The 22693-nt window shown below is 44.4% G+C and carries 21 protein-coding genes and 1 pseudogene; 8 read left to right on the top strand and 14 right to left on the bottom strand.

Going from position 1 to position 22693, the window contains the following annotated elements:
* Positions 1 to 63: 63 nt before the first annotated feature.
* From BEL04_RS06935 to BEL04_RS06945, 3 genes and pseudogenes are all read right to left on the bottom strand, one after another.
* Positions 64 to 444: pseudogene (locus BEL04_RS06935) on the bottom strand (hypothetical protein); the annotation flags it as partial.
* Between the two features lie 172 nt (positions 445 to 616).
* Positions 617 to 1027: a PleD family two-component system response regulator gene (locus BEL04_RS06940; RefSeq protein WP_066001665.1), complete on the bottom strand. Its 411-nt coding sequence runs from the start codon at positions 1025 to 1027 to the stop codon at positions 617 to 619.
* A 287-nt stretch (positions 1028 to 1314) separates the two neighbouring features.
* Complete coding sequence (locus BEL04_RS06945; protein WP_066001668.1) at positions 1315 to 2145, bottom strand: universal stress protein; 831 nt, start codon at positions 2143 to 2145, stop codon at positions 1315 to 1317.
* 237 nt (positions 2146 to 2382) lie between these two features.
* Between BEL04_RS06945 and BEL04_RS06950 the strand changes: the two genes are divergently transcribed.
* From BEL04_RS06950 to BEL04_RS06960, 3 genes are all read left to right on the top strand, one after another.
* Positions 2383 to 3789 carry a HAMP domain-containing sensor histidine kinase gene (locus tag BEL04_RS06950; protein ID WP_066001671.1) on the top strand — a complete coding sequence of 469 codons (1407 nt, stop codon included), beginning with the start codon at positions 2383 to 2385 and terminating at the stop codon, positions 3787 to 3789.
* Between the two features lie 134 nt (positions 3790 to 3923).
* A complete protein-coding gene (locus BEL04_RS06955; RefSeq protein ID WP_066001673.1) occupies positions 3924 to 4484 on the top strand; it encodes an HdeD family acid-resistance protein in 561 nt (186 codons plus the stop codon).
* A gap of 42 nt (positions 4485 to 4526) precedes the next feature.
* Entirely contained in the window at positions 4527 to 5285 is a 759-nt protein-coding gene (locus tag BEL04_RS06960; RefSeq protein ID WP_066001675.1) for a glucose 1-dehydrogenase, read from the top strand.
* Between the two features lie 29 nt (positions 5286 to 5314).
* Here BEL04_RS06960 and BEL04_RS06965 read toward each other — a convergent pair whose 3' ends face one another.
* Positions 5315 to 5887 (bottom strand): CDP-alcohol phosphatidyltransferase family protein, encoded by a 573-nt coding sequence (locus tag BEL04_RS06965; RefSeq protein ID WP_066001678.1) that lies wholly within the window; start codon positions 5885 to 5887, stop codon positions 5315 to 5317.
* Positions 5877 to 6686: a phosphatidate cytidylyltransferase gene (locus BEL04_RS06970; protein ID WP_066003529.1), complete on the bottom strand. Its 810-nt coding sequence runs from the start codon at positions 6684 to 6686 to the stop codon at positions 5877 to 5879. Before BEL04_RS06970 ends, BEL04_RS06965 begins: the two co-directional genes overlap by 11 nt.
* 286 nt (positions 6687 to 6972) lie before the next feature.
* Here BEL04_RS06970 and BEL04_RS06975 point away from each other — a divergent pair, with 286 nt between their 5' ends.
* Positions 6973 to 7980: a zinc-dependent alcohol dehydrogenase family protein gene (locus BEL04_RS06975; protein WP_066001680.1), complete on the top strand. Its 1008-nt coding sequence runs from the start codon at positions 6973 to 6975 to the stop codon at positions 7978 to 7980.
* Between the two features lie 5 nt (positions 7981 to 7985).
* On the opposite strand, the gene glgP is transcribed toward BEL04_RS06975, so the two are convergent.
* The 6 genes from glgP to BEL04_RS07005 all read right to left on the bottom strand — a co-directional run bounded on the left by glgP (position 7986) and on the right by BEL04_RS07005 (position 14989).
* Positions 7986 to 9635 carry an alpha-glucan family phosphorylase gene (gene glgP / locus BEL04_RS06980; RefSeq protein ID WP_066001682.1) on the bottom strand — a complete coding sequence of 550 codons (1650 nt, stop codon included), beginning with the start codon at positions 9633 to 9635 and terminating at the stop codon, positions 7986 to 7988.
* Between the two features lie 14 nt (positions 9636 to 9649).
* On the bottom strand, positions 9650 to 10480 hold the full coding sequence (locus BEL04_RS06985) for a hypothetical protein (protein WP_066001684.1): 831 nt from the start codon (positions 10478 to 10480) through the stop codon (positions 9650 to 9652).
* Between the two features lie 113 nt (positions 10481 to 10593).
* Positions 10594 to 11262 carry a BON domain-containing protein gene (locus BEL04_RS06990; RefSeq protein ID WP_066001686.1) on the bottom strand — a complete coding sequence of 223 codons (669 nt, stop codon included), beginning with the start codon at positions 11260 to 11262 and terminating at the stop codon, positions 10594 to 10596.
* 946 nt (positions 11263 to 12208) lie between these two features.
* The gene (locus BEL04_RS06995) at positions 12209 to 13162 is read right to left on the bottom strand and encodes a 1-phosphofructokinase family hexose kinase (RefSeq protein WP_066001687.1); all 954 of its coding nucleotides are present in this window, start codon (positions 13160 to 13162) and stop codon (positions 12209 to 12211) included.
* A gap of 233 nt (positions 13163 to 13395) precedes the next feature.
* Positions 13396 to 13836, bottom strand: coding sequence for an Hsp20/alpha crystallin family protein (locus tag BEL04_RS07000; protein WP_066001689.1), 441 nt, complete (start codon positions 13834 to 13836; stop codon positions 13396 to 13398).
* A gap of 52 nt (positions 13837 to 13888) precedes the next feature.
* Entirely contained in the window at positions 13889 to 14989 is a 1101-nt protein-coding gene (locus tag BEL04_RS07005) for a hypothetical protein (protein WP_066001691.1), read from the bottom strand.
* 505 nt (positions 14990 to 15494) lie between these two features.
* On the opposite strand from BEL04_RS07005, the gene BEL04_RS07010 reads away from it, so the two are divergent.
* From BEL04_RS07010 to BEL04_RS07020, 4 genes are all read left to right on the top strand, one after another.
* Positions 15495 to 16340, top strand: a complete 846-nt coding sequence (locus BEL04_RS07010; RefSeq protein WP_066001692.1) for a universal stress protein — start codon at positions 15495 to 15497, stop codon at positions 16338 to 16340.
* 186 nt (positions 16341 to 16526) lie between these two features.
* Positions 16527 to 16748: an SHOCT domain-containing protein gene (locus BEL04_RS07015; protein ID WP_066001693.1), complete on the top strand. Its 222-nt coding sequence runs from the start codon at positions 16527 to 16529 to the stop codon at positions 16746 to 16748.
* An 11-nt stretch (positions 16749 to 16759) separates the two neighbouring features.
* Positions 16760 to 16891: a hypothetical protein gene (locus BEL04_RS24680; protein WP_256389310.1), complete on the top strand. Its 132-nt coding sequence runs from the start codon at positions 16760 to 16762 to the stop codon at positions 16889 to 16891.
* 602 nt (positions 16892 to 17493) lie between these two features.
* Positions 17494 to 17838: a DUF305 domain-containing protein gene (locus tag BEL04_RS07020; RefSeq protein WP_254659535.1), complete on the top strand. Its 345-nt coding sequence runs from the start codon at positions 17494 to 17496 to the stop codon at positions 17836 to 17838.
* A gap of 28 nt (positions 17839 to 17866) precedes the next feature.
* Here BEL04_RS07020 and BEL04_RS07025 read toward each other — a convergent pair whose 3' ends face one another.
* The 3 genes from BEL04_RS07025 to BEL04_RS07035 form a co-directional block, all read right to left on the bottom strand.
* Positions 17867 to 18811: a pectinesterase family protein gene (locus BEL04_RS07025; RefSeq protein WP_066001696.1), complete on the bottom strand. Its 945-nt coding sequence runs from the start codon at positions 18809 to 18811 to the stop codon at positions 17867 to 17869.
* Positions 18812 to 18815: 4 nt separating this feature from the next.
* On the bottom strand, positions 18816 to 19763 hold the full coding sequence (locus BEL04_RS07030; RefSeq protein WP_066001697.1) for a pectinesterase family protein: 948 nt from the start codon (positions 19761 to 19763) through the stop codon (positions 18816 to 18818).
* Positions 19764 to 19930: 167 nt separating this feature from the next.
* Positions 19931 to 22618 (bottom strand): glycoside hydrolase family 2 TIM barrel-domain containing protein, encoded by a 2688-nt coding sequence (locus BEL04_RS07035; RefSeq protein ID WP_066001698.1) that lies wholly within the window; start codon positions 22616 to 22618, stop codon positions 19931 to 19933.
* Between the last annotated feature and the right edge of the window lie 75 nt (positions 22619 to 22693).

Here is a 22693-nt window from a genome sequence, read left to right on the forward strand (position 1 = left end):
GGCACTTTGCAATGGCCTTGACTCCCGTCACAACTCCGCATGATCGTTGTCACTATGCGAAAATTATCGATAACTCAGGTGTAGTTCTTCGTCTGCCAGGTGGTACAGGCGATTATTGATTTCGCGCTCGTTGCTTTCCAGAAAATAAAAAAATGAGGCTACTGTGTCCTTGTGCAAAACTTCGGCAAAGGTGGCGGCGGTGTTGTATTTACCTATTTTATAGTGGTTAATATCCATTAAGCAGGTTAAGATGCAGGTATCCTGATCGCCGGGGGTACAATTGAGAAGCTTTTCGTCAGTTTCTTCTATAAATGTACACACCACTGCGTTAGCCAGGCTTAACGAACTGATCTTTTCATCCAACATGGTTTGGTGCATTTTTTCGATGTGTTGATGGATGATATTCAGGTATCTGAACATGATCATCTTTAGCTGCGCCGAATGGGCATGGTCGACCCAAACAGTTAAACTGTTTTTTCAACAGCATTTCAGCACTTATAAATCTGCTGGCATCATAATTTAGCAGGTTAGTAAGAATTGCCTGGTTGGTATGATTTTCCATGCCATTTTTAATGGCAAAAATAGCCGCGAGGCTACGGCTCTTCTATGATACCTATCAACTGCTGGATTGATACTCATCACCTTTTCTCAGTCTCGGCTTTGCTGTCAAACATTTATCAATGCACGACATCAGTTCATGCACATCAAATGGCTTGACGAGATAATGAGCAGCTCCCAGCGACCATGCCTTGAATTGGTCTTTTTTTTCGGACAAAGCAGAAGAGAATATGAAAGGTATATCCGAAGTAAGCGCGTTTTGTTTCAGCTGCGATAAGACTTCGTATCCGTCCATATCACCCATTACGATATCGCATATAATCACGTCGGGCTTCCGTTCGCCGATCAGTTCGAGTGCCTGCCCGCCGTTACAGGCAACAATTACTTCAAATCCTGCAAGGGTTAAAAGCTCTGCCGAATTTTCTCTGATATCTTCATTATCTTCGATGATTAATATGAGCTTTTTCATACATCATAAATTAAAATGAACAAATAGATAGTACCAGCAAATGAATGTGAACGGTGTGTTAGATGGTAGTCTTAAAAAAAAGTAGATGCAGCTTACGCTAATACAATAATAAGATATTATTTAATATGTTGCAAATCATTTTTGGGTTTGAGCACAACATATAAAACACTTGATCTTTACGGCAAAGTTACTTTAACCTTCATGGATTTGGCAATTATCATTGCCGGCGGATTTTGCTGTTTGATTAAGGTTGGGGGCACGCTTGATCGATTTGGCTATGGCCATCGTCATTTGCTGTGTGCGATAAATAGCGGCATCTGTATTTCTTGCATCAATGTATCAGCCATGCTTGCCTTCAACAACCGCGAAAGCGACCCGCGTCCATAGGCACCTAATACGGCCATACTACCCGGCGGCGCTTTTTTTAAATATTGGGAAATGACGATGTCCGGTGAACCGTTTATTGGTTTGTATTTTGCGGCCGGATGGTGACAGGTAATATATTCATTTAACAACTTATCATCAGTACGATCGACATCAGCGCCAACGTGAATTATTTCCTTTTCAACCTTAGATAGCCAGGGCATAAGGTAGTGGAACATCTTGATAGCGAATACCGATGATGGCTGGCCATCATACAGCATAATTACCCGGCTGATATCATGATATTCGCTGGGGAGTATCAACACCGGACATTGCGTTTTCGCCAGCAGATTGCGGATAAACGATGTGGGCGGTTCTTCATGATAGTGACTGAGGGTTTCGCTACTCCCTATCAGTAACAGATCGCTATAGATACTCTCTTTAACCAGGTCTTCAAGGGCAAAACTTTTGTCGAAATGGACGGTATAATTGATCCCCTGTTTTTTACTATTATCCTCGAAAACAGCAGCAGCTTGCGCTCTGGTTCGCTTATCTTCGTAAATCAGGCCCCGTAGTTTGGTAGCCGAAACGCCCTGGCTTCCTACCATATCGAAGGTTGTATAACTATGGTAAAGAAAGTCCTCAAGAAATATACCGGAGAGCAATGCCTTACTTTCCTGAGCAATTTTAAGGGCATATTGCATGGTCGCAGTCGAAAACTTCAAACCGTCGAATGCTACACTGATCTTTTTCATTGGTACTGAATTTAATTTTACCTGTTTACATTTTGTCGCTTAAAATTAAATGCCGGTACCAAACTAAAGAATGACGCCCGTCAATCCGTCCGGTGATTGGAATCAGGTTCCGGAAGAGGTCGGGCTTCGCGTACGGCGGCCAAAAAACATGTGGAAATCTCACGGCACTCAATAGGTGTCCTAAGTCATTTTTTTTGCCCTACTAATTACTCAACTTTAGATATAATTCGAGTTGTCATGAGATTAAAACATGAAAAACCGGATACCCGTTACCAGGGTAACGACAACGATATCACTTCATCACGATCAACGACCAGTGTTAAAGTGCTAAGAAAGTTTCCGCCGCTGTTATACCTGGGCAGTGGGCTTGCACTCGCGTTGGTCCTATCTGTCGCGATGGTCGCCCTATATTTTTCTGATAAACAGAAAGAGGAAGAAAAGTGGATTGAGCGCACTTATATCGTTTTAAACGCCGTCGCGTCTTTACAACAAGAGGTAACAGATCTTATCAGAGCCAGGGAAACTGCTGTTCAGTCCGAGAATTTCCCCGACCATCCGGCGGACAGGGCACAAACCGCCGATCTCCTTCGTAAGACCACAGCCCTCACAGATTTAGTTCAGGATAATAAACCGCAGAAAGCCAGGGCACAAATGATCTCTACGCATGTGAGTAACCTGCTAAATATCCAACAAACCGGAAGCGAGCCGTCTGCATTTACTCAGAGAAGGAGTATTGAACAACAAAAAACACTTGAAGCAATCAGGACGACCATCGATACCGTTAAAAAAAGCGAACAGTCATTATTGAAGGAAAGAATCCGCGAGAACGGCAGATTACGTGAACGCACATCCATATCCGTTATTACCGGGGTCCTGCTTATCCTGGCGATCGTATCTTTTCTGATCTATCTGGTTTTAACCGAGTTTGGCAAAGAAATGCGAGCGTATGAAAAAGAAAAAGACATCAGTACGCTCAAAAGTAATTTTGTCTCCCTGGCATCGCATGAATTCCGAACGCCGCTAAGTTCAGTTTTGCTATCGGTTAACCTGATTGAAAAATACAACGGCACACAGGACAGGGAAAATATCATCAAGCATTGTCAAAAAATAAAAAACTCCATTAATAATTTAAACGGGATTTTGGAAGACTTTCTATCACTAGAAAAGCTCAACACGGGGAAGGTCAAACCTGTTTACACCTCGTTTAACCTGCAGGAGCTTTGCTCAGATATTGTAGAAGATCTGCAGACGATAGTGAAGCCCGGACAGGCTTTGCGCTACGAGGCCGAAGGAGGTTCTGAAGTCTCCGGCCTCGACGAGCACCTGATCAGGAATTCGATTATTAATCTTATTTCAAATGCTATTAAATATGCGGGTAAGGATGCACATATTTTGTTAAAAACTATGGTCGATTCTGGCCAGATCATTATTGCTGTCAATGATGATGGTGTGGGTATCGGCGAAAAAGATATGAAAAACTTATTCAAGCCTTTTTTCCGGATCAAGCAAGATGGCAGTATCCCCGGCACCGGTTTGGGCCTGAATATCGTGCTGAGATATGTGCAATTAATGAACGGCACGATGACTTTAACCAGCAAACCTGGCGAAGGAGCCTGCTTTACCATGAACTTCGTCCAGGGCTGATTGATGAAAAGCTACCGGCGATTGGTGCTGATTATCATTCGTGATGTTGACCATGATCATTCTTTACGCACTCTTATTTATTCAACTTTGATCGAGCAATAATTAAATTTTAAACCGATTAAATAAAACAGATTATGGCAACAATTATTTTAAAAAATATCCGTACAATAGTTAATCATTGGTGGCTAATCCTGATTGGCGGGATCGTGATGATCGGGCTCGGAATCTGGATTATAGCAAGCCCGGTTCAGTCCTATATTTCACTTAGCCTGGCGTTCGCATTCTGTATGTTCGTCGCAGGCTTGTTCGAAGTTATTTTTTCAATCGCTAACAGCAAATCTCTGGAAGGTTGGGTTTGGATACTCATCAGCGGGCTGATCGACCTTTTTATAGGCGGATACCTGATGGGCTACCCGGTAATTACAATGGCTGTTTTACCTTTCATTGTTGGTTTTTGGATGCTCTTCAGGGGGTTTATGGCTATAGGCAGTGCTATCGAGATGCGCGCATATGGTATATGGGACTGGGGCTGGCTCCTTGTTGTCGGGATCATCATCATTTTGTTGGCACTGGCCATTTTAGCAAATCCGGCGTTTGGCATTGCCAATATCCTCATGTGGACAAGTATCGCTTTTATCTTTTCGGGGATATTCAGGGTTCATCTATCATTCAAACTCAAAAAGCTAAAACCCTGATTGACAAATCAACTATATAAATGATGTTAATGAGAACCTATCATGCATACATTAAACAAAAAAGTAGCCCTGGTTACCGGAGCGGGATCAGGGATTGGTAAAGCGATAGCAGAACTTTTTGCCCATGAGGGAGCGAGCGTTGTTTTGGCTGACATTCACCAGGAAAATATAGAAGCGGTAGCAGCAGGCATTAAGGCCGGGGGAGGAAATGCTTACTGTTTAATTGTTGACATTGCCAAGGAAAGCGATGTTGACCTCTTGCTGGATTATGTTTTAAAAACATATCATAAATTGGATATACTGGTTAACAATGCGGGCATTATGGATAGTTTCACGCCAGCCGGCGATGTAAGTACAGCGCTGTGGAACCAGGTAATGGGGATTAATCTGAACGGCCCTTTTTATACCTGCCGCAAGGCTATCAATCTTTTTTTGCAACAGGGGGCGGGCAATATTATCAATATTTCTTCTATCGGCGGACTGTTTGGCGGCCGCGCAGGTGCAGCTTACACGGCATCAAAACATGCGCTTATAGGCCTTACCAAAAGTATCGGGTACCAGTATGCACTAAAAAATATCCGGTGTAATGCCATCGCACCAGGCGGCGTTAACACGAATATTGTACAGGGCATGGAAAGTAACGCGTTTGGTTTCGACCGTATGAACGCCGGAACAAATAACAATCCGCGAAGTGCCGAGCCATCTGAAATTGCGGAACTGGCCTTATTCCTGGCATCCGAAAAATCAAGTTTTATTAATGGCGCCGTTGTTACTGCCGATGGCGGCTGGACCGCTTATTAATAGCTGTTAAACATAGTTGATCTTATTTTTTATTTTCTTTTAAAAACCCAGTACAAGCCCTTAACATTACTTTGGTGCCGCGGAAGTATAATAACAAGCAGAATCTCTTCCAATAAATCGAAAACGGTGAGCAAGGCAGCCAGTATAAACAGCCAGTTGGATGAAGGAGATATAAAATAAAAAAGAATTAAAAATACGCCCTGAAAAATCGCTGCGAGCTTGGCTGCATAGGTATGAAAACTGCTCATACGGCCATACCTGACAAGCGCCAGTATAACCTGTGCCAGGTAGAGAGTAATCAGCAGCGTAACCAGTAAATACTCCTGGCTTAAAAACCCCGGCCTGTAACGGATAATACCGAATATCCCTGCTGCCACCGTTAAATCATCTCCTATCGAATCTATAGTTGCCCCAAGTTTGCTGGTTACATTATACTTGCGGGCGAGAAAACCATCGACCGCATCGGTTAAAAAGCTAAATGCCAGCATCCACTTAAATAATTCGAACCGGGCCGCAAAAATCAATATAAAAAGTATGGGCGCCGCAATTATCCGGTACATCGTAATCAGGTTGATTGCAAGACAGGCCGGTTTATGCTTCATAGAATAACAGTAAATAACCCAATATAAAAGGTACAGAGCCTAACAGGGAATCAAAGCGATCGAGCATCCCTCCGTGGCCCGGAAGCAGCGTACCCGAGTCTTTAACGCCCAGGCTCCTTTTCATCATCGATTTGATGAGATCTCCGTATGTCCCGGCTATCAGCACAATCATCGCCACAATCAGCCACATGCCGGCGCTCAGGCTTTTAAAATAGCACGAAATAAAATAGGCCATATAGGTAACAGATAAAAATGCACCGATGCTCCCCTCCCAGGTTTTACCGGGTGATATCCGTTTAAATAAAGCGTGTTCACCAAAGCTACGGCCAATAAGGTACGCAGAGGTGTCACTGGTCCAGATCAGGATAAAACAGCCCAGCACGATATCGGCATGATAAAACATTCTGCCGGTTGGCAGTAATGCTACGCCAACCAACAAGCACAGCGGTACTGTAATACAAAAGATGCCCAAAAACGTAAGGGCCAGGTTATAAAACGGGTGGCTGGCCTTTCGGTATAGTTCAGCCACAAAAACACCGAAAACTGCAGGTATGTTTATCAAAACAAATTTCAGGTTTTGCTGATAGAATGCCATTGCGGAAGCAATAAGTATCAAAACAGACAGGGCAATACCATTTACCTTTTGTGGCAAGAACGTTTTTGATTGTAACAGGCGATAAAATTCTGTCAGGCAGAGTATATTAATGGCCACCGCCAAAGCAACAAAACTATATATATTCCAGACAACGGCGCACAAAATAACAAGTACCAATACCGCACCTGTAATTGTGCGCTTCATGAAATTTGTCCTGGCGTCTTTCATTTTACTTGGCATATTTGTACTCTTACAATTCGTCACAATAATAAAGCAACCTGTTGGGTAAGCCTATGAGCTAAGGCACGAAAATTACTGATGATGATTATATCTTCACATGTTGAATCGCGAAAATGTGCTGACTTTGTACTCCGACATTTTCGGGTCTCTAATCATCTTTATGCGTGCGATCAATTTTTTGTATGATGATAGTCAGCAGTTTTGGGGATTAATTGCGCGAATTTTATGGATAGCTAACAATGTACATAAGATGAAGCATCCAGAATCAATGCAGGCGATGGTGTTGGAAGCCTACGGCACCAGCCTTGTTTTGAAACAACTGAACGTCCCGGCGCCCAATAACGATCAGGTACTAATTAAGGTAACTGCGTGTGGGATATGCCGGACAGATCTGCATATTATCGACGGGGAACTGCCAGAGGCTAAGTTCCCGCTGATACCGGGACATGAGATCATTGGGCGGGTTGTAGCTTGCGGCAGCGATGCCGGCAGTTTTAAACCGGGCGATATCGTAGGGGTTCCCTGGTTGGGATATACCTGCGGCACCTGCAAATTTTGTTTGCAAGGACGTGAAAACTTATGCGATAACGCCGGATTTACCGGTTATACCATCAACGGCGGTTTCGCCGAATATACAGTTGCAGATGCCCGCTTTTGTTTCTTGCTTGGGACGGCTTACCAAGGTCCTGAAAACGCACCTCTGCTTTGTGCGGGCCTGATTGGGTATCGTTCGTACCGGATGATCCGCCAGAGTGCCAAAAATATCGGGATTTATGGCTTTGGGGCCGCCGCGCATATTATTACCCAGATCGCCAAAGCTGAAGGTAAAAATATCTTTGCTTTTACCAAAAGAGATGACCAGGAGGCACAGGCATTTGCATTGCGTATGGGTGCCGCCTGGGCTGGCGAAAGTGGGGATACCCCGCCGGAAAGATTAGATGCTTCCATGATATTTGCCCCGGCGGGCGAGTTAGTAGTTAAAGCGTTAGGAAATACGGACAAAGGTGGCGAGGTGATTTGTGGCGGTATCCATATGACGGATATACCATCCTTTTCATACAGCATTTTATGGCAGGAAAGAAGCCTGCGTTCGGTAGCTAATTTAACCCGGAAGGATGGCGCTGACTTTTTTAGCAGTCTGAAAAAATTACGCGTCGTCACTCAAACCCAATTTTTCAAACTGGCGGATGCCAACACGGCGATAAACCTGTTAAGAACGGGTAAAATAAATGGCGCCGCAGTACTGTTGATGCCTTAATATTTTTACAGGTACAATTGTTCATAATACTCATGCGCAAGCCGCCCGGAGTCAAATCGGGGGACTATATCTGCAGCAGCCTTTTTGATGATGCGCAACCATTGCTCCTGGTCGTGGTAATACATCGGGATAACCACCTTGGTTAAGGTATCAAACAGATTGCGATATTCCATCTGATCAGCCTGTTCCTGCCCTGCCCCATCGGCTGCAGTTTGTATTAAAAAACAATTCTTCCTGTCAACGGCAAATTCCGGAACCCAGCCATCAGGAATAGACAAATTGATACTACCATTCATGGCAGCTGTCATTCCACTGGTTCCCGAAGCTTCGTGATATTTGCGCGGGGTATTTAACCAAATGTCAGACCCTCTTTTTAATAATGCCGACAGAGCCAGTTCGTGCCCCAATAACACTGCACAATTGGCCAGATCAGCGGTCTGTTTAATGATGAAATTAAATTTGCCAATTTCGACAGCATCTTCAGGATAAGGTTTTCCTGCCCATATGATCTGAACCGGGCATTGTTTATCGGTTACTAAACCTACGAATTCATTCCAATCAGCCATGATAAGTTCCGGCCGTTTATAACCCGAAAACCTCCGTGCCCATACGATAGTTAATACATTTTCATCGAAAATTTTCCCACACTGGTCTGCAACGATCTTGAAAAGGCACCGCTTTAACTCTTTCTTCCTGGCTTTGATCAATTCATCGTTATCACTCAGGATTGCGCCGTCTAAAATATCATCTTTCCAGTAGGCCTTGTTCTGAGCATTGGTTATTGACAGGATCGGACATATGCCAGGGGTATTTCCCCACATTTGATTGGCGGTTTCTGCATGGAGCTTAGAAACTCCATTAGCTCTCCGCGAAAATCTGAGGGCCGCAACAGTATAATTAAAGATTTCGCCATTCATGTCAAGCAGCATTCTTATCTCTGCTTCGGGCAATGAACAAAAGAACGACATATCGCTCAGGAAACTGATGCGATGTTCTTCATTTCCGCCGGCTTCGGGCGTGTGGGTAGTAAAAACCAAGCGCCTCCGCACTTCGGCTATATCTTTGTATTTTTCAAACAGATAGAAGCCGAGCGTCACGCTATGACCTTCGTTCATATGGTAAACATCCGGGGCAATGCCCAGGGCTTCGAGTACAAGTGCGCCACCGATTCCTAAAACGATAGTTTGTGCGATGCGGGTGGATTCGTTAGGATCATAAAGGCGGTGCGTTATCGTCCCGGAGAGATAATCGTTTTCGGGTATATCGGTACTTAGTAATAAAATGGGGGCCGTACCGAATACTGAAGGTGATAATAAATATGCTTTAACATGTACCGGAGCCTGGTGTATCCGGACGGTGACTATAATTCCGGTATCTTCTAAAAAAGAATAGCTCTTTTTAATAAAGACGGGATTTAATAATCCGTCCGAACTTCTCACCTGATCATAGTAACCATATTTCCACAAGATGCCTACACCAATCACATTTTGCTTTAACGCGAATGCACTGCGCATATGCGAACCCGCTAAATAACCTAAGCCACCGCAGTAGGTTTTAAGTGCCTGGTCAATACCGAATTCCATAGCGAAATAGGCAACGGCCTTATTGTATTTATGATCAGGTTCGTAACCAAAAATATCAGCTTTACTCATCATAGCTCTCTGGCGGATCAATGATGGGCAATAAATATTGGAAGCATGTTGCCCTCAATAAGCAATTCGGCTGTACTATGCTTTAACATGTTTGACAGCTTGCTACGACCATAAGCCCCCATAACCGCAAATGCATCTTTTTTCCGTAACAGGTAATCGAACAATTTATCCTCCGGCTTACCAGGCAGCTTTTCGGCAGCAACGCTGCCGTAGTGACATTTGAGATAGCTTTCCAACTTCTCTTCACCGTCAGCTTTAAAATTGGTTTGTTCGCCTGCCTGCAGAACGGTGACCTTTTTATCCCTTAGCTCTGGAAAAAGATAAGTAAACTGTCTGGCCGCAAAAACAGACGGCGCATCGCCATCGGAAGCGAATATAATCTCGTTTACCTCGTCAAAATCATACGGGGATATAACAACCGGGCATTCGGACCGCGAGAGTGCTTCTTTGACGAAAATTGAAGGTTTTTCCAACGGAGATGACGAAAAACAGGTTGGCTCTAAAATCAACAGGTCCGCAAACCGTGATTCCGCAACGATTTGTTCGATAGGCTCACCGTAGCCATGACAAATATCATAAGCAACCATACGCGAATCACAGTGAGTTTTAAAAACAGCAATATTATCGTTTACAATTTTTTGTACGGAAGTAGTATCCATCGCCGTATCAATCGTCTCCACATAAACGCCACCATAGGCGAATTTTAAGCCAGGTACATTTTTGGATCGAATATCTTCCAAGAACATACCGGCCAGAGGAGAGCCGGTTAGCTGTGCGAGGTAGCATGCAAAATCAACACTCTTTTGATTTAATCTTTCGGCGTCAATGGCTAATAATATTTTTTTCATGATCAATTATCTTTTTGTCCGCAATGTATTCTTGCACCGGCATAACTGTGTTTGATATCCATGCCCTGCAGTGCCAGGCTGCCCGCCGGCCAAGGCGGGCAGCCTGAAAGCAATTAATATACCAGTTCCGGCTCTTCAATATCGAGCTGATTGAGCACGTGGTAAACACCAGGTGCCGCCCATGCCGCATTTTCAGCGTCTTCACTTTCAGCAAACGAACGAACCTTACCGGTAAGTGTTACTGTAGTGCCACTTACCGTCGGGTGTATTTTATTGGCGTCAATACTTGCACTGCGATGAAAGGCAGCCCTGATCTTTTGCTCCAATTCAATCGGCGAGACACGTGGTTTCATGGTGATCAGGTTGGTCACCGAACGCACACCTGTTAGGTTTTGTATGGCTGTTCTGGCGCTTACACGCTGGTATTCCCATTCCAGCTCGCCTTCCAAGGTCACTACCCCGTTCTCCACTTTGATTTTGATCTTGTCGTCAGGTACCGCGCTATGCCACTTAAGCGCATTTAAAACAGCTTGTGCAATCTCCGCATCTGTTTTACGATAAACTGGTGATACACCTACTTGAATATCTTCAGCAACTGCTTTCACCCCGGCTACATTTTTGGCGGCCTTTTCGGCGTCTATTTTTTTGGAATATGAATCGACGATCCCTGAAAGGGTAACAACACCGTTCTTTACGGCCACGCCAATTTCTGATGAACTTAAAAATGGTTGCCATTTCAGTTCATCCATCACGTCTTTTTGAATTTGACTGTCTGTTTTCATAATTTTAATGATTAAGTAAAACCTGTAGAATTCTAATCAAAGTACGACTGGACCTATGAAATTTACTATGATATTGGTCAGGGTGCGATATGATTTTCATCACCATTCCAGTACGGCGCAGCGATAACAGAAACCTGGCTTTCCGTGCGGAAGCTGATTTGCAGGGTTGGCAGAAACCGGTTGTAAAAGGAATAAAAACGAGATAATTCCGTACGAAAAGGAAGAAAGTCATCAGTTATTTTAAGCAGGAGTGGATAGCAATGAGGATGCACCTGAAATCCTATTTAAAAAAACGGCAAGAGGAAGACCTGCGTCAATTTAGAGTACACGTCAAAAAACTAAAGGCTTTACTGATGTTGTTTTCGGACAGTTCCTCACGTCACCGGTCTTTAACCGGGAGTTTCGGCCCCATCCAAAAGATATTTAAAAAGCGGGAGTTTTACGCAACGCTCAGATCAAATCGGAGTTAGCCGGACGATCGCAGGCGGCCAAGGACGATCATCAGGCAAAAAAGTCAGAAGAAAATTTCGCAAAAACGGGCAGAAATATTAAAAAAAATAAACATTGCCGGAGAAGCGCTCAAACCTAAAATAAAATCGATCGACGACACTGCAATAACGCTGTTTTATAGGGATGAGTTGCGGCTGATAGCGGGATCCTTAGATCCGCTTGTGTTTGATAAATTACACGACTGCCGCAAACGGATCAAGGTATTGTTGTATAATTACCCGCTCGTTAAGCCAATACCGGAAGTCGGGATAAATGAAGGTTACCTAACGCAATTTCAGGACGTGATCGGAAACTGGCACGACGGTGAATTGTCTACTTCGTGTGATAACCTGAAAAAACCGAACCAGCTATTGCCGATTTCGCCCTTGATTTCTACCAAAAAGCTACAGAAACTATCTCTGAATCGTTATGATCCATTAACGAAGTTTTATGACTTTTATGATACATGGTATTCCCTAATGTTTTTTATTACAATTTTGCTGTACAAGTCATCAGCATCTTTTTTGGTGCATAATTCGGTACCAGGACGCAGAGTAGCGGCCGAACCGCAGGCAACGCCGTATCTGACGGCATCGGCCAGGGAGGTATTTTTCATCAAACCAAGTACTATGCCCGCCAGCATACTATCGCCAGCACCTACAGTGCTTTTGGTAGCCAGTGCTGGCGGCGTTAAACTCATTTCCAGGTCTTTTGTTACCAATATGGCCCCAAGCCCCCCCAGCGAAACCACTATAACCTCGCACTTGCCATATGCAATCATTTCCGTGGCCGCATGACCTATTGATGCGGAGTTCAGTTTATCTTTCCCGGCCAGCAAAGCTAATTCTGTCAAATTGGGTTTTATTAGGTAGACACCGGCTTTTATGGCGTCTTTCAACGCGTCGCCCGACGTATCAACAATGAGTTTGGCGTTTTTTGTTCGTGCTATAGATGATATAGTCTCAAAAACGTGGGGAGGTACGCCGGGGGGCAGGCTCCCGCTAACAACCATGAATGCAACATCGTGTATCCCGGCGATGGCGTTTAAGCACTGTTCCAACTCCTGTTTGCTAACCGATGGTCCGGGCATATCAAAAAGATATTGCTTTTGATGGGTTTGATCGGCGATCACCAAATTTTCGCGGGTATGATTTTTTATAGGGATGGCGAGGGTTGAAACGGTCTCTTCTGTTAACAACCGTGTAATGTTTTCCCCGGCTTCACCACCGGCAGGATAAACTGCTATTGCTTCCCCTCCAAGCTTTTTAATAGCCCTGGCTACGTTAATACCGCCACCGCCGGGCTCACAAACCGGCCGGGTGCATTTTAATTTTTTATCGGGTATCAGTTCGGCTATCGATGTACTTTTATCGAGGGCAGGGTTAAAGGTTATGGTAACAATAGCTGACATATAATTATAAATTAGCAGTTTTGGAACGGTTTGAAATAACAAGTGGCAATTGTCTTATTGAAGAGTTATGACACACGCGCTCAGCCCATCTTCGATGTTCGTCCGCGGATTCGTTGCGCATCGACAGGAAGAGCCGCCGATTTCGCAAATCAGCAAAAATTTCCTGGTCACCGCTATAAGGCTTAAATACCCGCATAAAAGCGGCAGGGTGTAGCTATTTTATTATACGCTGCTCACTTTACCGCAATATGTTTGGCAGGAGGGGTTTTACCCCGGTGATCGCGCGGCACGGTAATGTTCAGCACGCCGTCTTCGTATTTGGCAGCTATTTTTTCCTTATCGGCCCCTTCCGGAAGGTTAAAACTGCGGCTGAAAGAGGAATAGTTATATTCCTTGCGGGTATACTTCTCTTCTTTCTTTTCCTTGCTTTCTTCTTTTTCGCTGCTGATTGTCAATACATCACCATCCACATCGATATTAAAATCTTCTTTCTTTAAACCAGGCGCCGACAGCGATACCAGGTAATGGTCCTTGTGTTCGGCGATGTTAACCGCGGGGACTTTCAGTTCTTTTCTGAACAGGCGGCGGTCAAATAATTCGTTCCATGGCTTCAGGAGATCCTCGAACAATACCGGCATATCGTCGGTAAATCTGGTTAATGCTTGTGTTTTCATAATTAATTGATTTTTAATGAATAAATATTTAGTCAATTGTTAATTTTGCTGGCTATTGATAGTATTTAATCAGCGCTATATGATCAAAATGTTCAAGCGCCCCGTCCTCGGTAAACTCCACATCCCCGCCACTTATTAAAACTTTTTCCATGGCGTCATCCACCGCATCACGGATATATGCAAAGTGATCATAAGGCTCTGTAGCTGCTTCGATGATGCCAGGTTCAGGGCCATGCTGCGCTGCAAAACGATAATTCTTTTCCACGATCAGCAATTGACCTTTGCCGTCATGGGCATCCCGCCATACCTGTTGGATGCCGGTAGCAATACGGTGTTGCCCGGCCGCTTTGTCCAGGCGCTGCAGCAATTCCTGTTGCCGCGTCATCTTCAAGGCTCTTAAATGAGGCCGGACCAGTTCGGTCAGCTCCACAATCGTCGCGTTTTCATAATTACCGTCTACATAGGCCATTACCGACCTGGTATTTCTGCTCAGTTTTTTAAACTGGCCCAATATCCTTTCTGCCCCCAGCACCAGCACCGGCAAATGCCGTTCATTGATCAGGTTTCCCAGCTCTTCATCTATATGATGCAGGAATTTGTCAATCACAATCTGCTTATGCTCCCCTATATCCGAAAAATTACTTATCCGTTCAGGCATATCGGTCATATAAGCATAAATAGACCCGGGGATATTGGACGGCAGCGGAGTCAGGGTGGTGTGATCTCCCAGAAATACCTTGCTTTCCAGCGCGCTAAGTACCAATAAAATAAATCTGACATCCTGTTTGGCATCGTAAAGCAGATCGCGCACCTTAAAGGATTCATCCACTACCAGCTTCTCCATTACAGGGTAGTCCAGGTAAAGGACTTTTTCGAACAGTGGTGACACAAAGAGCGCCATCCCTTTCTTTTTTACAGGAATATCTACTCCGGCAATCAGCCTTTGAAGTTTCTGCGTAACCACCCGGCACTGCTCGTCAGGATAATATCGGTGTAGTTCTCGCTCCGCTTTATCGGCAGTAATTTTAAGGGTATGGGCTATTTCTGTTTCTAAACCGATATGTGGTTCAAGCGGCAGAATGATAGATAATGCAGGCCGATAATGAACGGCGTTTATCACTTCGTGGATCTCCGGATCAAGTATAGCATTCATCTTAGTTCGCATTTATAGAAAGTCATTATACGACAAGATAGTCACTGCTGCAGATTCCCTGTTTATTCATACGGCTGGGGTAGAAAGCGCCGTCCGTTCATCTTGCTGCGAGACAAAATTACAGAGATGACAAAGCGGCAACAATGATGCTGGTCACTATTGTAACTAATCATAATCACCAATCCAGGGCAATCCTGCTTCCCACTAAAAGTGGATATAGCAAAATCTAAAAAAACAAAGTGGGCCCAACTTGTTGTTAGTATTGAGTTAAAATGCTTAATATCAGTCGCTTTTATGCCCACCGTCATATATTGGCGCTCATCTGTTGATTAACTTTGAGTGATAGTTAAAAAAGATAATATAAAATCCACTTCCGAACACGGGCGGCGGCCGGAAACAGAAGTTCAGCTTTCGGTAAAAGACGAGTAAGCCCGCTACCTGGAACGGATGCGGAATCGACAAACGAAGCGCTGAAATTATGAAGCGAATTAAAAAAGAAACAAAAATGAAAAAGCTGCTTGTCCTTACCGATTTCACAGCCAATGCTTCGCACGCCGAAGCGGCTGCGTTGCGGATAGCTGCCAAAATAGGCGCTGGCATTTTGTTATACCATACGTTGCCCTATGTCCCGTTGATCCCCAGTGACAGCGGGGGGCCGTATGTTACAGAAACGGCTAATATGCTTTTTGAAGATAGCAAAGAACGCCTGATGCAGGAGGCCGATAAACTGAAGGAAATCGGGGTAATGACTCCGGGTTGCGAGGTAAGAATTGAGGAGAGAAATGGCGACGGCAGTATTGGTGATGTAATAGCCGATTTAACTAATGATCCGGACATCTTATTGGTCATCATGGGTGGCAGGTCCGGCGGCGCACTTGATCATATCCTGTCCGGGAGCGACACTGCAGCAGTTATGCGAAAAGCCACAAAACCGGTTCTGATCATTCCTATGAACGCAGCTTTCATCATCCCGGGAAAAGTAGTTTTTGCGACCGATTTCGGAACAGCCGATATCAAGGCAGTGGGCTTTCTGCACGATCTGTCGGTAAAGCTGGGCTTCGAACTTGATATTGTTCATATGATCCCTCACGGCGAAGTCAATACGAAGATCGAACCGGAAGTAAGCTTCCGGAAATACCTGAATCAACATCGGTTAAATTTCAACCAGGTGTTTACAGATGATGTACACCGGGGTTTGCGGCATTATTGTCAGGAAAAAAATACGGATTTACTGGCTATGGCCCATGGCCATCATTCTTTCGTTTCGCGGCTTTTCGGTCATAGCGAATCAATAGCCATGATTTCAGACCAGCAATTTTCCGTATTGGTTTTCCCTCCCGGTTTTAAATAATATTGAGTTTTAACTTTAAAATATTGAAGCTGATGAAAAAAAATGTTTGGAACCTCAAAAAAAGGGATGGTGAGCATGCCAGCCCCTATCCATTGTATTTGTTGGTGATATTGATTGCGTTAATCTTATGGATTGCTTTTCAATTTATCATCCGGAATTAGTTTTTAACCAATTAAAATTAAGATCATGTTACATTTTTATCAAGGTTATCATTTTTGGGGAATGCACCTGATCTGGTGGTTCCTCTGGTGCATCGTGTTGATCTGGATATTTGCAATTCCTTACGATCTTCCTGGCCAACGCAAAAGAAAAGACTCGCCCATGGACATTTTGAAAAGGCGCTTTGCCTCGGGTGAGATAACAAAAGAGGATTATCGCGAGAAGAAAAAAATACTGAAAGACGGATAAGCCGAAAAACCATGAAACACGTATTAAAAACAAGAAAAACGAATGAGAAAATAAATCCCTATCCGTTCCTGATCCTGGCTGTACTGATCCTGCTCATTATTTTTATCGTGTTCCATTTAATTTTCAAAAACCAGGTTTTTTAGCCGGCAACTTCCACCCCGGCTGCTGCTTCATAGAAACCACCTGCGCTACAATACTTGGTAACCTTGTAAACGCTTGTATCATGATGCCTATCCTTTCATATTTAACATTTTTATAACTAATGATGCTTAAAATACTGTATCTCCCTTTCATGTTTCTTTGCCGCATCGAGAGAATCAAATGTCCCGAGGTTTTTCCGTTTATGAGTTTCAGGGTCAACCTTCCTGGAGTAAATACGGTACTGGCCTGATTTTAATTTCCTAATCATAATATCGGTGTTAGTTATCCATCTTGTTTAAACAGAGTGCTTTTAAATTAACCAACTGCCCGTGGTATTGTTCTGAATATGTTTGCACTTAATGGCTACTATGAGTTGATAAACACAGCAGAAAGTATACCTCCATTCATTATCACCAGGATTTAAAAGCTTCCCCGGATGAATATATCAGCCAACAAATTCTGATTATCGTTGTATTACTCTTAAAAGGACATTATGAAAAATGGGAACTACATCAGGCTCATATTTATTCTGGGTATATCTTTCCTGCTAATGTACCTGATCATGTTTCTGAACGTAGATCAGGCAGACCACATTTATATTAATATGACACGATTATATATGACCCTCATCATGATATCTGCAATGGCTATTCTAATGGTTGTGATGATGCCGATGATGTATCAGAATAAAAAAGTGAATACAGGTATTATCACATGTAGTACTCTTGTAGCGGTATTGGCCTTTGTCTGTGTTCACAAACAGGTAGGTATCGGCGATATCCAATATATGAAAGGAATGATCCCACATCATTCTATAGCCATTATGACTAGCCAAAATGCACATATCAAAGATGCGCGCGTAAGAAAATTGGCTGATGGAATTATTAAAACACAGCAGAAAGAGATCAGCGAAATGAAGGCACTAATCGACAGCTTACAATCAAAATAATCGATAAATCCTTACTTATATTATTTTCTCAAGGCTCCCATCCACCCAACACGTTTTTCACAGTGATCTTCTCGGCTTCGGTAGCGGTGAGTTGTTTTTCCCAGCTTACACGGCCTGCACTTGATGAGCCCGGGCCATAGCTCTGATACTCCGAATAACGTGCGGTTTTATAACTTTCGGTTTTGTTCCAGTTGGAGAAACCTTCGGCTTTGATCTGCTGGCCCATATAACAGTGAATATAGGTCACCCAGCTATACGGGCGCCATGGCCTGCCCAGCGAAACCATATGCAGGGTACTATCGCCGGTAAGGCTGCAATCGTAAAACACAAAACCGTACGGATGATCCTGCGGAGTAGATGCTGCGGTAATATGCGAGTTCTTTTTGCTGTGGATATGGCAACTTTCAAACCAGGCCGTCGCAGCACCGAAGATAAAATCGGTGGTACCTTCAATGTAACAATCTTTATAATACTGCCGGCTGGTTTCGCTGTTAAGAAAAAGAATATCCTGGTTGCCGATAAAACGGCAATCGGTAAATATGGCTTTATCGCCACGGCACTCGACTGCTACTGCCTGCCCGGCAGTAAAACCAGCATCATTACGGAAAGTTATGTTACGAGCCCTAAAATTATCTGCGGCAATTAAAAAGCTGTAGGAGCTGCGGGTATTGATGCTATCTCCTTTTGGCGATACCATGCCGGGATGATCGTCATACGTTAAGATCGTGCCAAACCTCGACTCACCCACCAGTTCAACAAACTGCTTGCCGGCATCCAGGTGCAGCTTTTCGCGATACAACCCGTTTTTCACATAAATAACCAAAGGTTTGGTATTGCTGTTCGGTATGGCGTCCAAAGCCGCCTGTACGGTTTTATAACTACCGCTGCCATCCTGCGCTACGGTAATTGTTTTGGTTTGAGCGTTTACATATCCGTTTAGCGCGATAAGGCAAAAGGCGAGTAATTTCTTCATCTCTTTATGGCTTAGGTTCCCAGCCGTTCAGTATCTGGCCGGGTGTATATATTTTGGCTTGTTCGTCGGTAAGCTGATGCGACCAGGCGACGCGTTTATCCGGTGTATAACCATCGCCTTTGTTTTTATATTCGGCATAATAAGCGGTTTTGTCACTTTCGGTACCATGCCAGTTACTCCAGCCTTCATAGCTTACCACTTTACCCAGATCGCAATATAGGTAAACCACTTTGGCATAGGGGCGCCATGGGCGGCCTAACGAAAAGCTGTGGTCGGGTGCATCGCCGGTAATATGGCAGTGCAGAAAAACATAGCCATATTTGGTAGTATCTAAAGTTGATGCTGCCGAAAGAAACATGCCACCTTTTTTACAAAAGATATCGCAGTTGACGAACAGCGCAGTTGCCGCACCAAAGATAAAATCGGTGGTACCTTCGATATAGCAGTTTTGGTAATACTCGCGGGTACCACGACCGTTGGTATAGATTGTATCCTGAAAACCTAAGAAGCGGCAGTCGAAGAACGCTGCCTTATCGCCGGCTACATAGATAGCCAAAGCCTGGCCTACCGGCCCGGCAGAGTTTTCGAAGGTGATGTTCTTCGCTGTAAACCCGTTAGCATAAACATAAAAACTTGCCGAGCGCGAAGTACCCAATGGCTTGCCTGCGGTATCTAATCTGCCTGCGTAATTATCAAAAGTAAGTACCGCACCTTTGGCATCTTCGCCAATCAGCGTAATATTGGGTTTATTTAAAGGTACTACAATGCGTTCCTTATAGGTGCCTTTCTTTACAAATATCTCGGTAATGCTTTTGCTTTGATCGGGCACGGCATTAACAGCTTCCTGTACGGTTTTAAAATCGCCGCTGCCATCCTGGGCTACAGTGATGCGTTTGGCAAAAGCGTGTGCAATAACAACAGAAAATATCAGCGTAAATAAGATTTTTTGCATTTTACCTGTGGGTTAACATCGGATTTATTGGCGCCCTTTACAATTTGATCGGCACGCAATTGTTTCCTAGATTTGTGTTTGTTCATGAAGATGGGCCGATACAACAGTGGTAAAATTAACTGTATCCGTCACATTTATCCAAAAATTTTGGTAACAAAAACAGTGGCTTAAAATATGCGCCTCAATTGTATACCGTTTAGAATAGCCTCGCCTTTGTTGGCTTTAAAGCCGATGCGTATCCCCTGTCCGTTTCTTACAGTTACCCGCACTTTGGTAGCATAGGCTGCTAAGGGCTTCAAATCGGCCGCGTTATTCAGATCGTGTAAAACTTCATTGCCGTTAACGGATACGCTAAAACTACGAACGGTAAAGGCAGCACCCTCGGCATTGGCGCCAAGGTTATAGGCCAGCCCCTCCTGTTTAGCCGGGGTTTCGAGTTCGGCAAAATGTAAGGTCAGCTCATAATCGCCATCGGCTATATCAAAATTAAAACCTTCAAGGCCAACCCGCTGGGTTTGATAGATAGGGTCGTCATCGGTTCCGGTTATGTTTTTATCCGTGCCAAACGACTGCCGGCCGCCGCCTTTTAGCGCATAAACACGTCCACCTACATAGCCCCAGCTACCGGGTTTATATTCCTGTTCGGGCAGCCAAACTTCATGATCACGCTCATCAACATACATGCGCCTGTCGCCTACGCTCACGTTTAACTCACTGAACGGCAACACGGTGCCTTTTAAGTTGTTATCGACCATCACAAAATTGATCTCCGCTTCATCGCTCTGACTGTTGCTTGTCGCGATCGCTTCCAGTTTATTTATTCCGTTTACGAATGGCACATCAAAGCGGCAAACATGGTCTTCGGCCTTTTTGGTTGCGATGTTCTCTCCGTTAAGCACCAACTTAATTTCGGGTTGATTGGTGTATACCTCCACCGATTGTATGCATTGCAATTTATCGTTAGCGATGCCGCTCCTTAAAGTCCAGCTGCGCGAGCCTATCCTAACAAAAGGCTTTTTCAGCAAGTTAGCCTGGTAAAACAGGTAACTGTCCTTCGGCTGCCGGTCTACCGTCATGATGCCTTTACTATTGATGTGCGGCATGGCGTCCTCGCGTTGTTCAGAGTTAAAATCTGCCAGGTTCCATATCGCAGCTCCGGCTAAAAACGAGCGGGCCATAATGGCTTTCATATACACTTCGTGGTAAGTATTCACATACTCCATCGATTTATCAAACCTTTCGGGATTGTTACTGTGAATGCGCGGATCGGCATCTGCGCCATACTCTGATATGATGAAAGGTGTATTGGGCATGTCCTTGTGAAACTTATCCATAAAATCGGCAAAGCCGCCGAAATTGCCCGAGTACCATCCGTTGTATAAGTTCCAACCCACAATTTTAGGTATGGTTAACAAACCGGCCTTCGCATAAGCGTTATAGCTGCCGTGGCAAGGTATCATGGTGTACCGGCTCGAGTCCTCGCTTCGTGTCAGGGTTTCGATACCTTGCGCCAGCAACGCCAGGTTTTTGATATAGGTGGCCTGCCTTTCGGCTTCTTTGAACGGCATCCGCAATAAAATCTCGTTCATATAGGCCCATACAATAATACTCGGGTGGTTATAATTCTGGCGGATCATCTCCGTCATCATATTTTTGCAATTAGTGCCGAACGTTTCGTTATCAGTTATCTCGTTTACGATCGGTATCTCTTCGGAAGCGAGGATACCTAAGCGATCGCAGGCTTCAACAATGGCCGGGTCCTGGGGGTAATGTGCTATCCGCACAAAGTTAGCGCCCATCGCTTTCAGCAATTCCATATCGTGTACATGGATGGCATCGGGCAGTGCATTGCCCAGGTCTTTAAAATCCTGGTGGCGGCTGGCGCCGATCAGCTTCAGCGGTTTGCCGTTCAGATAAAAACCGGTATTGACATCGAACCGGTACCAGCGGAAACCCAGCGGATTACTTACTTCATCCAATATTTCTTTGGTTTTTGCATCGGTTAAAGTAGTTACCACACGGTACAGGTATGGCTCATCGGGCGCCCATAGATTGGGCCTGCTGATGTTTTTGAGGTTTTGAACGAAACTTATCTTTTGCCCGGGAAGGGCATTGCTACGGCTTTCGCCGGATGAGATCAGTTTACCGTCACGATCCAATATCTGCGTAAGCACTTTCACATCGCGCTTTACGGCAGACTGATTATCGACACTCGCTTTTACATTCACCCAAGCTGATGCTGCCGACACCGATGGCGTGCTAATGAACACACCGTTCGAGGCATTGTTATCGGTATCAAAATGTATGGGATTAGTGACCACCAGGTACACATCGCGGTAAATACCGCCGTAAAAGGTAAAATCGGCGCTCAGTGGCGGGATATTGGCATCGTGCGCGTTGGTTACCTTCACCTCAATTTCGTTAGGGGTATTATCATCGCTGTTAAACTTAAGCAGGTTGCCGACAGGAATATTGAACGCTGTATAGCCGCCGGTATGGCTGCCCGCCAGTTTTCCGTTCACATACACCCAAGTTTGCTGGTCGGCGCCTTCAAAGTAAAGCGATACCGATTTGTTTTTGTATGATGCAGGTACATAGATTGTTTTTTTATACCATCCAATCCCTCGGTAATACCCTTTTTCGTCATCGTTTACATCTTTAGTGTTCCAGGTGTGGGGTATCGAAACCGGTTCCCAGTTTACATTGCTTTCCTTTTCGGGATATCCTGCGATATCCCCACTATAAAAGTGCCAGCCGGTGTTAACGGATTGTTTGATCCGCCCCTGGGCTAAAATTTGATTAACGATAAATAGTGACAGAAAAGTAACGAGGCAAATGACTTTGGCAGACCGCATAATGATGACTTGTTTGGTTAATTGGCTCCCAAATATAGTACTTAGTGTTAAATAAACACTATCACCATCAATGGC

Origin of the sequence: Mucilaginibacter sp. PPCGB 2223 (assembly GCF_001705515.1) — a bacterium.
GTDB lineage: Bacteria > Bacteroidota > Bacteroidia > Sphingobacteriales > Sphingobacteriaceae > Mucilaginibacter.

Coding starts and splice junctions, on each gene's coding strand:
- BEL04_RS06960 (WP_066001675.1), top strand. CDS start 4,527: ATGCATACATTAAACAAAAAAGTAGCCCTGGTTACCGGAGCGGGATCA.
- BEL04_RS07025 (WP_066001696.1), bottom strand. CDS start 18,811: ATGAAGAAATTACTCGCCTTTTGCCTTATCGCGCTAAACGGATATGTA.
- BEL04_RS07020 (WP_254659535.1), top strand. CDS start 17,494: ATGACACGATTATATATGACCCTCATCATGATATCTGCAATGGCTATT.
- BEL04_RS06985 (WP_066001684.1), bottom strand. CDS start 10,480: ATGAAAAAAATATTATTAGCCATTGACGCCGAAAGATTAAATCAAAAG.
- BEL04_RS07035 (WP_066001698.1), bottom strand. CDS start 22,618: ATGCGGTCTGCCAAAGTCATTTGCCTCGTTACTTTTCTGTCACTATTT.
- BEL04_RS06990 (WP_066001686.1), bottom strand. CDS start 11,262: ATGAAAACAGACAGTCAAATTCAAAAAGACGTGATGGATGAACTGAAA.
- BEL04_RS24680 (WP_256389310.1), top strand. CDS start 16,760: ATGAAACACGTATTAAAAACAAGAAAAACGAATGAGAAAATAAATCCC.
- BEL04_RS06995 (WP_066001687.1), bottom strand. CDS start 13,162: ATGTCAGCTATTGTTACCATAACCTTTAACCCTGCCCTCGATAAAAGT.
- BEL04_RS06970 (WP_066003529.1), bottom strand. CDS start 6,686: ATGAAGCGCACAATTACAGGTGCGGTATTGGTACTTGTTATTTTGTGC.
- BEL04_RS07015 (WP_066001693.1), top strand. CDS start 16,527: ATGTTACATTTTTATCAAGGTTATCATTTTTGGGGAATGCACCTGATC.
- BEL04_RS06950 (WP_066001671.1), top strand. CDS start 2,383: ATGAGATTAAAACATGAAAAACCGGATACCCGTTACCAGGGTAACGAC.
- BEL04_RS06975 (WP_066001680.1), top strand. CDS start 6,973: ATGAAGCATCCAGAATCAATGCAGGCGATGGTGTTGGAAGCCTACGGC.
- glgP (WP_066001682.1), bottom strand. CDS start 9,635: ATGATGAGTAAAGCTGATATTTTTGGTTACGAACCTGATCATAAATAC.
- BEL04_RS07030 (WP_066001697.1), bottom strand. CDS start 19,763: ATGCAAAAAATCTTATTTACGCTGATATTTTCTGTTGTTATTGCACAC.
- BEL04_RS07010 (WP_066001692.1), top strand. CDS start 15,495: ATGAAAAAGCTGCTTGTCCTTACCGATTTCACAGCCAATGCTTCGCAC.
- BEL04_RS06955 (WP_066001673.1), top strand. CDS start 3,924: ATGGCAACAATTATTTTAAAAAATATCCGTACAATAGTTAATCATTGG.
- BEL04_RS06965 (WP_066001678.1), bottom strand. CDS start 5,887: ATGAAGCATAAACCGGCCTGTCTTGCAATCAACCTGATTACGATGTAC.
- BEL04_RS07000 (WP_066001689.1), bottom strand. CDS start 13,836: ATGAAAACACAAGCATTAACCAGATTTACCGACGATATGCCGGTATTG.
- BEL04_RS06940 (WP_066001665.1), bottom strand. CDS start 1,027: ATGAAAAAGCTCATATTAATCATCGAAGATAATGAAGATATCAGAGAA.
- BEL04_RS07005 (WP_066001691.1), bottom strand. CDS start 14,989: ATGAATGCTATACTTGATCCGGAGATCCACGAAGTGATAAACGCCGTT.
- BEL04_RS06945 (WP_066001668.1), bottom strand. CDS start 2,145: ATGAAAAAGATCAGTGTAGCATTCGACGGTTTGAAGTTTTCGACTGCG.